Source organism: Synechococcus sp. CBW1006 (genome assembly GCF_015840525.1).
Classification (GTDB): domain Bacteria; phylum Cyanobacteriota; class Cyanobacteriia; order PCC-6307; family Cyanobiaceae; genus CBW1002.
Genome location: NZ_CP060396.1, coordinates 1090491 through 1103195 on the forward strand (window position 1 = coordinate 1090491; position 12705 = coordinate 1103195).

Below are 12705 nucleotides of genomic sequence, written 5' to 3' on the forward strand. Positions count from 1 at the left end.
GTAACGCCCGATGACCTCTGGGAGAGTGCGATCTCTGCGAGATGTCATCTGTCCATTCGTGGGCACGAGGTCGGCACGTGCAAATCGACACTCCAGTCGTCTGCCTGTCGATCGGATAGCAGGTCCTGGTGGTGCATTCGCTAGGGAGGATTCGGAAGCCTTCGGATCAGTCCCTTGGCAAGCTGAGATGGGTCTGAAAATCAAGCCCCAGCTCATAACCGCGCACTTCTCTCCAGATGGCAGTTTGCTGCAGTCATGGGCAGCCGCTATGCACCGCTAAGCAACAAAGAAGGTGACTTTCTTGGCATTCAATCCAGTGACAATATGCCACGCCAGTAAGCGATGCTCGCTTTGCCCAGGAATCCAATACAGAGCCTGCCCTCTCTCGGCAACGGCTGCTTTCGATTGATCATTGCGCGGCGATGAAGGCGCTGAACCGGATGAATGCAACCGCTGGGAGTGGTCTTCACGCAAGTCTTGTCGACCTGTCCACTGAGCCCGGGACCGCCTCCGCTCCATTTCGTGGCAAGGCCGAGTACTGAGCCTTGAAGTGGGCCTGCTGCCGCTGATGGCTCACGATTGGCGCAGGATAGCCGCAGCGCTCCAGGGGAGCGATCTCGCCGCGGATCAGATCGGCCGTGGCCACGTGGCGTAGCTCCGGCAGCCAGGTGCGGATGTAAATGGCCTCCGGGTCGAACTTGGCGGCCTGGCTGGCGGGATTGAAGATGCGCAGGGGCTTCGGATCCATGCCACTGCTGGCGCTCCACTGCCAGCCGCCGTTGTTGGCCGCCAGATCGCCATCCACCAGGCGTTCCATGAAGGCACGCTCCCCCAGGCGCCAGTCGCAGATCAGGTCTTTGACCAGGAAGGAGGCCACGATCATGCGGCAACGGTTGTGCATCCAGCCGCTGGCGTTGAGCTGCCGCATCGCCGCATCGACGATCGGCACCCCGGTGAGCCCCTGCCGCCAGGCCTCGAGGCGCTCGGGGTCGTTCTCCCAGGGGAAGTGACGCCACTGGGGCCGGTAGGGCCCCTCCGCCAGCTCCGGGAAATGGAACAGCGCCTGCTGGTAGAACTCGCGCCAGGCCAGTTCCTGCTCCCAGACGCTGATCGCCGTGCGCTCCTCCTCGCTGCGGGTGAGGTCGCGGGCAGCGCGGGCCGTCGCCCAGGCCTGGCGCGGGCTGAGGGTGCCGAAGGCGAGCGCGGCACTGAGGCCTGAGGTGCCGGCGATGCCCGGCAGGTTGCGCTGGGGCTCATAGGCCAGGAGCGCAGCTCGCTGGCCGCGGCCACTGGCAGGCCCCTCACAGAAGGCCTCAAGCTGGGCCAGGGCCGCCGCCTCGCCGGGACGGCAGGGGCAGAGGTCGGCGCCGGAGAAGGCCGCTCCGAAGCGTGTGGCCGGCGGCACCGCCTCCAGGCGCGGCAGGGCCTCCCACAGATCAGGCCGGGGCAGCATCGCCGGGTCCAGATCCAGCAGGCCGGTTGGTGCCACCAGCGGCTCGATCCCCCCGGCGGTGCCAGGAGCCGCGAGAACCTGCTTGCGCTCCACCTGGCCGCGCCAGTTGCGTAGGAAGGGGCCGTAGACGCGATAGGGATCACCGGCACCGGTGCGCAGCGCCTCCGGGGCGACCAGCAGCTGATCCCAGTCCACCAGCACGCGGCGGCCATCGGTCTGCAGGGCGGCGGCCACGGCCCGGTCGCGAGCTCGCCCGCTGGGCTCCACATCGCGGTTCCAGGCCACCACCTCGGCACCGAGGGCGGCAGCCAGCCGTGGCAGCAGCACCAGCGGGTCTCCCTCCAGCAGCACCAGCCGCGATCCACAGGCCCGCCAGGAGGCGGCCAGCTCCCGCAGGCTTTCGAGCAGGAACCAGCGGCGGGCCGGTGCCATCGCCGGGTCGGCCAGGATTGCCGGGTCGAGCACAAACACACCCGTCAGGGCTGGGGTCGCCGCCGCCGCCGCCGCCAGGCCGAGGTTGTCGGCCAGCCGCAGATCGCGGCGATGCCAGAACAGCCAGCGGCGGGCGGCCTCAGGGGAAGCCATCAGAGCCCCAGCAGCTGCTTGGCCCGGAACCAGGCGGTCACGCTCTTGCCATCGAGGGCCTCGTCGCCACTGGCGAGGGCCGCATCGAGTGCGGCGGGTTCCATCAGCAGCACCTCCAGGTCCTCGTCGTCGTCGCCGGCCGGCGGCGCCTCCAGGGGGGTGAGCCCCCGGGCCAGGAACAGGTGGATCACCTCATCGGAATAGCCGGGGCAGGGCAGCATCAGGCCAAGCGGATCCCAGCGGCAGGCGCTGTAGCCCGCCTCCTCCTGCAACTCCCGCTCCATCGTGGCCAGGGGCTCCTCGCCGGGATCCAGGGTGCCGGCGGGGAATTCGAGGATGCGGGCCGCCACCGCGAAGCGGTACTGGCGCAGCACCACCACGCGGCCGTCATCGAGCACGGGCACCGCCAGCGAAGCGCCGGGATGGCGGATGATCCCGAAGCTGCCCTCCACCCCCATCGGCAGCTCCACCCGGTTGATCTCGAAGCGGATCTTGCGGGCATCGAGGGCTTCGAGGGTCTCGAGATGGCGCGCGGGCTCAGGGGGCGGCAGGGGCGCCATGGCGGGGATCAACGGCTGGGGCGGACGCTAAACCGGCCAGCTAGAGCCAGGAGGCAGCAGTTCGGGCGGCCGGAGCCAGGCGGCAGCAGCTCGGGCGGCCGGCAGCACGGTCTTGCAGCAGGGCGCCAAGGCTCGGCAGGAGCCGATCCAGCAGGTTGGCCGGGAGAGCGAGGAGTTGCCTCGGCGACGTCTGGCCGCAGAGCCGCGGCGCAATCGGTCAGCGAGACTGGACGTCAGACAACGTCCCCGCGCGGGCCCTCCTCCTCCCCCATGGTTGCCAGCGCCACCAGCCCCTCCGGTCCCCCCACCGCCGCCACGGCCCCGGCCACGGCCAGCGCCGACCAGGCCGCCCGCTCCTTCCCCCTGGCCGCGATCACGGGCCACGGCACCCTGAAGCTGGCCCTGCTGCTGGCGGCGGTGGATCCGGGCCTGGGCGGAGTGGTGATCGCCGGCGGACGCGGCACCGGCAAATCGGTGCTGGCCCGGGGTCTGCATGCGCTGCTGCCACCGATCGATGTGATCGTGGACAGCCTCAATGCCGATCCGACCCGACCGGAAGACTGGGACGAGGCGACCCGCCGTCGCATCACCGAACTGGGGGGCGATGCCAGCGGCGCCGACCCCAGCGCCCTGCTGCCCACCCGGGTGGTGCCGGCACCCTTCGTGCAGGTGCCGCTGGGTGTCACCGAAGACCGGCTCGTGGGCTCGGTCGACGTGACCGCCTCGCTGGCCAGCGGCCAGGCCGTGTTTCAGCCGGGCCTGCTGGCGGAAGCCCACCGCGGCGTGCTCTATGTCGACGAGCTCAATCTGCTGGACGACGGCATCACCAACCTCCTGCTGGCGGCGGTGGGCAGCGGCGAGAACCGGATCGAGCGGGAGGGGCTCAGCCTCAGCCACCCCTGCCGCTGCCTGCTGATCGCCACCTACAACCCCGAGGAGGGGGCGGTGCGGGACCACCTGCTGGATCGCTTCGCCATCGCCCTGAGCGCCAACCAGTCGCTGGATCTGGATCAGCGCGTCGAGATCACCCGCTCCGCCCTGGCCCATGGCGAATCCAGCGACAGCTTCCGGCAGCGGTGGCAGGAGGAGACCGACGCCCTCGCCACCCAGCTGCTGCTGGCCCGCCAGTGGTTGCCGGACGTGAGCATCAGCCGCGAGCAGATCACCTACCTGGTGACCGAGGCCCTGCGCGGCGGCGTCGAAGGGCACCGCTCCGAGCTCTATGCGGTGCGGGTGGCCCGCGCCCACGCCGCCCTGAGCGGCCGCGACCGGGTGGAAGCCGACGACCTGCAGGTGGCCGTGCGCCTGGTGATCGCGCCGCGGGCCCTGCAGCTGCCGCCCCCGGATCCCGAGCAGCCGATGGAGCCGCCGCCGCCACCGCCCCAGGGGGAGCAACCGCCGGAGGAGCCGGAGCAACCCGATGAACCCGACCAGAACGAGGACAACCAGGACGACGACCAGGACGACGACCAGGACGAAGACGACACCCCGGACGACCAGCCGCCTCCCCAGGTGCCGGAGGAATTCCTGCTCGACCCCGAAGCCATCGCCATCGACCCCGACCTGCTGCTGTTCAACGCTGCCAAGGCCCGCAGCGGCGGCAGCGGCAAGCGCAGCGTGGTGCTCAGCGATTCCCGCGGTCGCTACGTGAAACCGATGCTGCCCCGCGGCCCGGTGACGCGCATCGCCGTGGATGCCACCCTGCGGGCCGCCGCCCCGTATCAGAAAGCCCGCCGGGAGCGGGAGCCGCACCGAACGGTGATCGTGGAGGATGGCGACCTGCGGGCCAAGCAACTGCAACGCAAGGCCGGCGCCCTGGTGATCTTCCTGGTGGATGCCAGCGGTTCGATGGCGCTCAACCGCATGCAGAGCGCCAAGGGTGCCGTGATCCGGCTGCTCACCGAGGCCTACGAAAACCGCGACGAAGTCGCCTTGATCCCCTTCCGCGGTGAGCAGGCCGAGGTGCTTCTGCCCCCCACCCGATCGATCACCGCGGCCCGGCGCCGGCTGGAATCGATGCCCTGCGGCGGCGGTTCGCCCCTGGCCCATGGTCTTTCCCAGGCGGCACGGGTGGGCGCCAATGCCCTCGCCACCGGCGATCTGGGCCAGGTGGTGGTGGTGGCGATCACCGACGGCCGCGGCAACGTGCCCCTGAGCCGCTCCCTCGGCCAACCCGAGCTGGAGGGCGAGGAACCGGTGGACCTCAAGGAGGAGGTGAAGCAGGTGGCCGGCCGTTACCGCGCCCTGGGGCTGAAGCTGCTGGTGATCGACACCGAGCGCAAGTTCATCGGCAGCGGCATGGGCAAGGAACTGGCCGAGGCCGCCGGCGGCAAGTACGTGCAGTTGCCCAAGGCCAGCGATCAGGCGATCGCCGCCATTGCCCTGGAAGCGATCAACGGCGTCTGAGCTGCAACGGTCCCGGCCTCAGGCTTTCACCGTTTCACCTCTTCACTGGCTCACGGCGCGAGGCTGGTTGGTTCGGGCACGCGAGACCGACGGGCTGCCAGCTTTTTCACGATCCGCCTGTTCCCGGTCCGCCTGGTCGCGCTTTTCGCGTTCCGCCTTCTCCCGGGCCGCCTTGTCACGCGCCTGGCCGGTCTGGGCGGGGTAGAGCTCTTCGAAGAACTTGCCCAGGCCGATGGCCAGGCTGCGGATCCCATCGACGAACTGGGGGTCGCCCGTGAGCTTGTTCACGTCACCGCCCACCGCCTCCCAGCGGGCCGTGAGCTTCTCGGCATTGGTCACAGTGCCTTTGAGCTCGCTCACGGTCTGGGGGTTGTCCAGGGCGGCGGTGAGGTTGCGCACATGCCGGCCGGCCTGGGCCGCCTCGACGGTGGCGGTGTTGAGATTGTCCAGGATCGGATCGGCCTTCTTCACGGCCGTGTTGAGCTCCTGCACCAGTTTCTGCGCCTCGCGCAGGAAGCGATCCGCCTCGTTGGAGGTGCGATCGAAACTCACGGTGGTTCCCACCAGCTTGTCCACCAGCTTCTGGCGCTCGCTCTCGGCCAGGATCCGCTGCATCGTCTCGGTGACGGTGCCGAGACTCGCCTGGGCGCCGCCCTCGATGCGGCTGCCGTTGCAGAGCATCAGCTTGGTGTTGCAGCCCGGACTGCGCGGCCCGGGCGTGCTGGCCGGCAGGGGTTTGCCGCTGCTCACCAGCGCCACCACGGCATCTCCCCCCAGCAACGAGCCGGTGCCCACCAGGGCCTGGGTGGGGCGGGCCAGACGGAGATCAGGATCGGTGATCTCCAGATCAGCCAGCACCGCCTCCGGGGTGACCCGCACCCGGCGCACATTGCCCACCAGCACACCCCGGAAGGAGACCGGCGAGCGATCCGCCAGGCCGGCGGCATCCTGGAAGCTGGCCTGCACCGTCCAGGTGTCGCGGCGCAGGGAGATGCCCTTCAGCCAGAGCCAGAGCGCGCCACCACCCACGATGGCGGCGAGAAGGGAAAAGCCCACCAGGGCTTCACGGACACTGCGGCGCATCGTTCAGACTTCCTTGGGCTGCATGGGTCCGCGCAAGCTGCCGCTCCGGAACTGCTCGACGTAGGGATTATCGGTGCTGCGGAACTCCTCCACGGTGCCCTGCCAACGAAAGCGGCCGTCGTAGAGGAGCACGAGCCGCTCACCGGAGCGCTCGATCGTGCTCATCACGTGGCTCACCACCACCGAGGAGGCCTGGGCCATGTCGGTGGTGGTGACAATCAGATCCTCGATGCGGGTACAGGCCACCGGATCGAGCCCGGCGGTGGGCTCATCGAACAACAGCAGCGGCTCCTGGACATCGGCCCGGGAGGGGTCCTGGATGATGGCGCGGGCGAAGCTGACCCGCTTCTGCATGCCACCGCTGAGTTCGCCGGGCATCTTTCCCTCGATGCCGGCCAGTCCGACGGCCGCAAGCGCGTCGCCCACCCGGCGGCGAATCTCGGCCTCGCCCAGCCGCCCGTAGCGATAGAGCAGAAAGCCGACGTTTTCACCCACCGTGAGCGAGGCCAGCAGGGCAGGGTTCTGAAACACCAGGCGCACATCCGGTGGCTGGCGCTGATCCAGGCGCAGGTAGCGCTGCTCCAGCCCGTGGATCCGCAGGCTGCCGGCGCTGGGCAGCAGCAGGCCGGCCAGCAGCCGCAGGATCGTTGATTTGCCCGATCCGGAGGGCCCCACCACCACCAGGCGCTCGCCCGGATGCACCACCAGGTTGATGTCGTCGAGCACGAGGCTCTCACCCCAGCGCATCGACACCCCCTGCATTTGGGCCACGGGCACCTTTCCCCCAGGCCCATCAACAGCAGACCCTGCAACAGCCGAGCCATCAGCCAGCGACCCAGGCTCCGCCGCCCCAGCGACCTTCATCGCCACACCCCCGTGGGACTGGGTGCGTCGGGATGCCGGCAGAGGAACAGCATCCGGCACGGACCACAGCGCAAGGCTCCCATCCTGCCTGCAACCAGCCGAGGTTTCACCCTCCCGCCGTTTCATCCGTACAGTTCGATCAGCCCGGTTTGCCGATGGCGTCCTGCTCCCAGCCCTTGCCTTGCCTCCTCGTCTGCGGGGAGCCCTGGCGGAGCCGCACGGGCCAGGCAGACGGCCGCAGAGGCGACAGGGGAGGCCACGGGCGATGAGCACCCGGCACGCCCCACGCCCACCCCGACGACCCGGCTGGATGGGTCGGGGTGACATGCGCCGCCGTGATCTGGTCAGCCGCTCCCGCCGGGCCGCCCGCTGGCTGCAGCCCGGCCTGGTGGTGAAGCGCTGGGTGCTCACCTCCGGCCTGGGTCTGATGATCGCCCTGCTCGGAGCGGCGGTCTGGGCGGATTTCAAACCGATCTACTGGACGATCGAAACGCTCACCTGGCTGCTGGCTCAGGTCACCCAGGTGCTGCCGCGGGGCATCACCGGGCCGCTGGTGCTGCTCCTGGGGGCGGCCCTGGTGATCTGGGGCCAGAGCCGCAGTTTCGGGTCGATCCAGCGGGCCCTGGCTCCTGAGAAGGGCACGGTGCTGGTGGATGCCCTCGTGGCCCAGCGCCGGCTCAACCGCGGCCCGAACATCGTGGCGATCGGCGGCGGCACCGGGCTCTCCACCCTGCTCTCCGGCCTGAAGCGCTACAGCGGCAACATCACCGCGATCGTCACGGTGGCCGACGACGGCGGCAGCAGCGGCGTGCTGCGGCGAGAGCTGGGCGTCCAGCCGCCGGGCGACATCCGCAACTGCCTGGCAGCCCTGGCCCGTGAGGAGCCTCTGCTCACCCGCCTGTTCCAATACCGCTTCCAGGCGGGCAGTGGTCTCGAAGGCCACAGTTTCGGCAACCTCTTCCTGTCGGCCCTCACGGCCATCACCGGCAGCCTCGAATCGGCGATCATCGCCAGCAGCCGGGTGCTGGCGGTCCAGGGCCAGGTGGTGCCGGCCACCAACGCCGACGTTCGCCTCTGGGCCGAGCTGGAGAACGGCGATCGGATCGAGGGGGAATCGGCGATCGGCCATGCCTCCAGCCCGATCGTGCGGCTCGGCTGCATCCCGGAACGGCCGCCCGCCCTGCCCCGAGCCATCGAGGCGATCGCCCATGCCGATCTGATCGTGCTGGGTCCCGGCAGCCTCTACACCTCCCTGCTGCCGAACCTGCTGGTGCCGGAACTGGTGGCGGCGATTCGCCAGAGCCGTGCTCCGCGCCTTTACATCTGCAACCTGATGACCCAGCCCGGGGAGACCGACGGGCTCGATGTCGAAGGCCATCTCCGGGCGATCGAGGCCCAGCTCGCCACTCTGGGGGTGGACCAGAGGCTGTTCGATGCGGTGCTGGCTCAGGAGAAGCTCAGTCCCTCGCCGTTGGTGGAGGCCTATCGCCGCCGCGGTGCCGAGCCGGTGGAGTGCGATACCCACCGCCTGACCAGCCAGGGCTATGAGGTGATGCTGGCGCCGATGCAGGGAAGCCGTCCGGGGGCCACACTGCGCCACGATTCCAAGAGCGTGGCGCTGGCGGTGATGCGCTTCTACCGGCAGCATCATCGGCGGGTGAGCTGATGATGCAATCACGGAATCTTCAGGCGAGTCGTGATGACGCCTCTACTGGTTGCCTCGTCAGACCAGTTTTGTGCACTCAATTCTGGTGAAAGCCTGTTTTCAAGGCCCCTCTCTCAATCCAACGGGGATCAGTAAGCGTCCTGGAGTTCGTAGAAATCGGGCTGCACATAGTCTTTGCGCAGCGGGTAGCCTTTCCAGTCTTCCGGCATCAGCAGACGCTTGGGATGGGGATGGCCGGCATAACGAATGCCGTACATATCGAAGGTCTCGCGTTCCTGCCAGTCGGCGCCCCGGAACAGGCCGTAGAGCGTGGGGATGGTGAGATCGCCATCGCGGGCCAGGAACACCTTGAGACGAATCTCCTCGGGCTTCACCTCGGCAGCGAGCACGCGATCCACCGCCGTGGGATCAGCCAGCTCCGCCAGCTTGATCAGGTGATAGAAGCTCACCAGACGACCGCCTGGGCCTTCGTCATAGCCGCCCTGGCATTGGAGGTAGTCAAAACCTGTCGCCTTGAGAGCCGCCACGATCACGGGCAGGAAGTCGGGCTCCACGCCGAGCACCTCCACACCGAGATGGTCGGCCTCCAGCACGGCATGCTCAAAACCCTGGCTGCTCAGCCACTGGCTGATCGGACCGGCCACAGGAGTGGTGATGGCCGGGGTGGAACTGGTGGTGTCCTCGGGCATGGTGTCCTCAGGCGTCGGCCTGGCTGGTGGTGGCGGCGATGACTGCCGCTGGATCGGAAACAGGAGCCCCCAGCGGCAGACCGGCGGCGGCGGCGAGGGCGGCCTTCTGGGTCTCGGCCTGCAGGTAGCGGCCATCCACGATCGGCGCCACCGCCTTGAGCTGATGCGGAATCGTGCAATAACGGTGCGTGGGACGCAGGTTGCCGCGCTCAGCCAGGGCTTCGTTGCCCACCTTCTTGCGCAGCTTGATCACGGCATCAAAGATCGCCTCCGGCCGCGGCGGGCAGCCCGGCAGGTAGAGGTCCACGGGGATCAGCTTGTCGACGCCGCGCACGGCGGTGGTCGAGTCAGCCGAGAACATGCCGCCGGTGATCGTGCAGGCCCCCATGGCAATCACGTACTTGGGCTCGGGCATCTGCTCGTAGAGCCGCACCAGGGCCGGGCCCATCTTCATGGTCACGGTGCCGGCCACGATCAGCAGGTCCGCCTGACGGGGGCTGGAGCGTGGCACCAGACCGAAGCGGTCGAAATCAAAGCGGGAGCCGATCAGGGCCGCGAACTCAATGAAGCAGCAGGCAGTGCCGTAGAGCAGGGGCCAGAGACTGCTCAGGCGGGCCCAGTTGTGCAGGTCATCGAGGCTGGTGAGAATCACGTTCTCGGACAGATCCGAGGTGATCGTGGGGGCACCCGTGGGGCTGCAGCTGGCGGCGCGCAGATCGCGCAGAGCCCCGATCGAGGGGAGCTCACCGCTGGACGGGGAGGAAGGCGTGAGGGTCATGGCAACACGTCGGCGCCGGGGCCGTAACGACGAATCAGCTCCACTCGAGGGCACCCTTGCGCCAGGCGTAGGCCAGGGCCACCACCAGGATGGCGATGAAGACGAGGGCCTCGATGAAGGCGAGCAGTCCGAGGCGATGGAACGCCACGGCCCAGGGGTAGAGGAACACGGTCTCGACGTCGAAGACGACGAAGACGAGCGCGAACATGTAGTAGCGGATATTGAACTGAATCCAGGCGCCACCCATCGGCTCCATGCCGGATTCGTAGGTGAGCTCACGCTCGCCCTGCCGGCTCCGAGGAGACAGCACCTTGTTGGCCACGAGCGCCAGCACGGGAACGGCTGCTGAAATCAGCAGAAACCCCAGAAAAGCGTCGTAGCCGGAAAGCACGAACATGCGGGCTGGACCAACCTGGGCGGCAGTCTGGCATCCACCTCCCGGCGCTGACGAGTTCCGGCGGAATCGGCGTTGGAACGTGGTCGATAGAGTTTTGACACCGTCGGCTGGCAGGTGATGAGTCCGGAGATCGAGAGCAGCGACACCATCGCCGCCCCAGGGGCGGGCGCCACGGCCGAATCCCTACCCACGACGGAGCCGCCTGCGGTTTCCGACCCCGACACCCATCGCTTCGAGTGCCGTAGCTGCGGCTTCGTCTACGACCCCGCCGAGGGCGTGCGCAAGGTGGGCATCGAAGCGGGCACCCCCTTCACAGCCCTGGACCCCGCCAGCTTTCGCTGTCCGGTCTGCCGCAGCAAGGTGGGGGCCTTCAAGGACATCGGCCCCCGCAACAAGCCGAGCGGTTTTGAGGAGAACCTCAACTTCGGTCTGGGGGTCAACCGGCTGACGCCCGGTCAGAAGAATGTGCTGATCTTCGGCAGCTTCGCCCTGGCGATCGCCTTTTTCCTCTCCCTGTATTCGCTGCGCTGAATCGGCTTCGCTTCCCTTCCTCCGTTCTCCCCCCTGCCATGCACCTGCATCGTCTGACCCGACGCCTGTTCAGTCCCCTGCTGAGCCTGGTCCTGCTCGTGGGCCTCGGCTTCGGGCTCTCCGGTTGCGTCACAACGGGCCTGCCGATCGCCAGTGCCAGCCCCTGGCAGCCCGTGCCCCTCGACACCAGCTCCAACCCCCTCGATCTGGCCTTCAGCGATCAGAGCCACGGCTTCCTGGTGGGCAGCAACCGGCTGATCCTCGAAACCAACGACGGAGGTGCCAGCTGGGCCCAGCGCGCCCTCGATCTGCCGGAGGAGGAGAACTTCCGCCTGCTCAGCATCGACTTCAACGGCAAAGAGGGCTGGATCGCCGGCCAGCCCGGCCTGCTGCTGCACAGCACCGACGCCGGCCAGAGCTGGAGCCGCCTCTTCCTCGACACCAAGCTGCCCGGTGAGCCGTACCTGATCACCGCCCTGGGCAAGGGAGAGGCTGAACTGGCCACCAACGTGGGCGCTGTTTATCGCACTCGCGATGGCGGCCAGAGCTGGCAGGCCGAGGTGAGTGACGCCGCCGGTGCCGTGCGTGATCTGCGCCGCAGCCCCGACGGCCGCTATGTGAGCGTCAGCAGCCTCGGCAACTTCTTCGCCACCTGGGATCCGGGTCAGCCCACCTGGCAGCCCCACCAGCGGGTGAGCAGCCAACGGGTGCAATCCCTCGGCTTCCAGCCCAACGGCAACCTCTGGATGGTGACCCGCGGCGCCCAGCTGCGCTTCAACTCCGATGCCGCCAACGTCGACGACTGGAGCAAGCCGGTGATCCCGATCACGAACGGCTATGGCTATCTCGACATGGCCTGGGATCCGAGCGGCGCCATCTGGACCGGCGGCGGCAGCGGCACCCTGCTCACCAGCCCCGACGGTGGCAAGACCTGGCAGAAGGATCCGGTGGGTGCCGCCCAGCCCACCAACTTCAGCCGGATCGCCTTCCTGCCGGATGGCAAGGGCTTCGTGCTGGGCGAGCGGGGATCGCTGCTGCGCTGGGTGGGCTGATCGGGCTGGGCCGAGCCGCGCCAGGCTGAGCCCCGCCAACCTTTGTAACCAAGCCAGGCAGGGGCTCCCGTCCCCTGCCGCCACCCCCCTAGGATCGCCGAGCTGAACGCTTGTCGCCATGGCTGCCGGCTCTACAGGAGAACGCCCGTTCTTCGAAATCATCACGAGCATCCGTTACTGGGTCATCCACGCGGTGACCCTGCCTGCCATCTTCCTGGCCGGCTTCATGTTCGTGTCCACGGGCCTGGCCTATGACGCCTTCGGCACGCCTCGTCCGGATGCCTATTTCCAGGCCCAGGAAAGCAAGGCTCCTGTTGTGAGCCAGCGCTACGAGGGCAAGAGCCAACTCGACCTGCGCCTGCAGTAAGTCATGACCCAGACTCCCGCCCCCACCACGCCACGCAATTACCCGATCTTCACGGTGCGCTGGCTTTCGGTTCACGCCCTCGGCATCCCCACGGTGTTTTTCCTGGGCGCCCTGGCTGCCATGCAGTTTGTCCGCCGCTGAGGTCGTCCCCATGCAACGCAATCCCAATCCGAACAACCTTCCGGTCGAACTGAACCGCACCAGCCTCTATCTGGGGCTGCTGTTCGTGTTCGTCACCGGTGTGCTGTTCAGCAGCTACTTCTTCAACTGATCG

At 68.2% G+C, this 12705-nt stretch carries 14 protein-coding genes; 7 read left to right on the forward strand and 7 right to left on the reverse strand.

From position 1 onward, the window contains the following. Positions 1-466: 466 nt before the first annotated feature. Together H8F26_RS05200 and H8F26_RS05205 are read right to left on the reverse strand one after the other, a co-directional pair. Positions 467-2038, reverse strand: a complete 1572-nt coding sequence (locus tag H8F26_RS05200; protein ID WP_197157990.1) for an FAD-binding domain-containing protein — start codon at positions 2036-2038, stop codon at positions 467-469. After that, positions 2038-2598, reverse strand: coding sequence for an NUDIX domain-containing protein (locus H8F26_RS05205; protein WP_197157992.1), 561 nt, complete (start codon positions 2596-2598; stop codon positions 2038-2040). Before H8F26_RS05205 ends, H8F26_RS05200 begins: the two co-directional genes overlap by 1 nt. A 270-nt stretch (positions 2599-2868) precedes the next feature. Between H8F26_RS05205 and H8F26_RS05210 the strand changes: the two genes are divergently transcribed. Beyond that, positions 2869-5004, forward strand: a complete 2136-nt coding sequence (locus tag H8F26_RS05210; protein WP_197157994.1) for a putative cobaltochelatase — start codon at positions 2869-2871, stop codon at positions 5002-5004. Between the two features lie 42 nt (positions 5005-5046). Here the strand turns inward: H8F26_RS05210 and H8F26_RS05215 are convergent, their stop codons facing one another. Next, positions 5047-6087 carry an MlaD family protein gene (locus H8F26_RS05215; protein WP_197157996.1) on the reverse strand — a complete coding sequence of 347 codons (1041 nt, stop codon included), beginning with the start codon at positions 6085-6087 and terminating at the stop codon, positions 5047-5049. 3 nt (positions 6088-6090) lie between these two features. After that, on the reverse strand, positions 6091-6834 hold the full coding sequence (locus tag H8F26_RS05220) for an ABC transporter ATP-binding protein (RefSeq protein WP_197159000.1): 744 nt from the start codon (positions 6832-6834) through the stop codon (positions 6091-6093). Between the two features lie 427 nt (positions 6835-7261). On the opposite strand from H8F26_RS05220, the gene yvcK reads away from it, so the two are divergent. Next, positions 7262-8617: a gluconeogenesis factor YvcK family protein gene (gene yvcK / locus H8F26_RS05225; protein ID WP_197159001.1), complete on the forward strand. Its 1356-nt coding sequence runs from the start codon at positions 7262-7264 to the stop codon at positions 8615-8617. Between the two features lie 128 nt (positions 8618-8745). Here the strand turns inward: yvcK and H8F26_RS05230 are convergent, their stop codons facing one another. The 3 genes from H8F26_RS05230 to H8F26_RS05240 are packed head-to-tail and all read right to left on the reverse strand — an operon-like array spanning position 8746 to position 10481. Beyond that, complete coding sequence (locus H8F26_RS05230; protein WP_197157998.1) at positions 8746-9306, reverse strand: NAD(P)H-quinone oxidoreductase subunit J; 561 nt, start codon at positions 9304-9306, stop codon at positions 8746-8748. A 7-nt stretch (positions 9307-9313) separates the two neighbouring features. Beyond that, positions 9314-10084 carry an NADH-quinone oxidoreductase subunit NuoB gene (gene nuoB / locus H8F26_RS05235; protein WP_197158000.1) on the reverse strand — a complete coding sequence of 257 codons (771 nt, stop codon included), beginning with the start codon at positions 10082-10084 and terminating at the stop codon, positions 9314-9316. Between the two features lie 34 nt (positions 10085-10118). Next, entirely contained in the window at positions 10119-10481 is a 363-nt protein-coding gene (locus H8F26_RS05240) for an NAD(P)H-quinone oxidoreductase subunit 3 (protein ID WP_197158002.1), read from the reverse strand. A gap of 117 nt (positions 10482-10598) precedes the next feature. On the opposite strand from H8F26_RS05240, the gene H8F26_RS05245 reads away from it, so the two are divergent. The 5 genes from H8F26_RS05245 (at position 10599) to H8F26_RS05265 (ending at position 12702) form a co-directional block, all read left to right on the forward strand. Beyond that, positions 10599-11012, forward strand: a complete 414-nt coding sequence (locus tag H8F26_RS05245) for a rubredoxin (RefSeq protein ID WP_197158004.1) — start codon at positions 10599-10601, stop codon at positions 11010-11012. Between the two features lie 38 nt (positions 11013-11050). Then, on the forward strand, positions 11051-12064 hold the full coding sequence (locus H8F26_RS05250; protein WP_197158006.1) for a photosynthesis system II assembly factor Ycf48: 1014 nt from the start codon (positions 11051-11053) through the stop codon (positions 12062-12064). Between the two features lie 118 nt (positions 12065-12182). Next, positions 12183-12431 carry a cytochrome b559 subunit alpha gene (gene psbE / locus H8F26_RS05255; RefSeq protein WP_197158008.1) on the forward strand — a complete coding sequence of 83 codons (249 nt, stop codon included), beginning with the start codon at positions 12183-12185 and terminating at the stop codon, positions 12429-12431. A gap of 3 nt (positions 12432-12434) precedes the next feature. After that, complete coding sequence (gene psbF, locus H8F26_RS05260) at positions 12435-12572, forward strand: cytochrome b559 subunit beta (protein WP_197158010.1); 138 nt, start codon at positions 12435-12437, stop codon at positions 12570-12572. A 10-nt stretch (positions 12573-12582) separates the two neighbouring features. Continuing rightward, a complete protein-coding gene (locus tag H8F26_RS05265) occupies positions 12583-12702 on the forward strand; it encodes a photosystem II reaction center protein L (RefSeq protein ID WP_197158012.1) in 120 nt (39 codons plus the stop codon). Positions 12703-12705 lie beyond the last annotated feature (3 nt).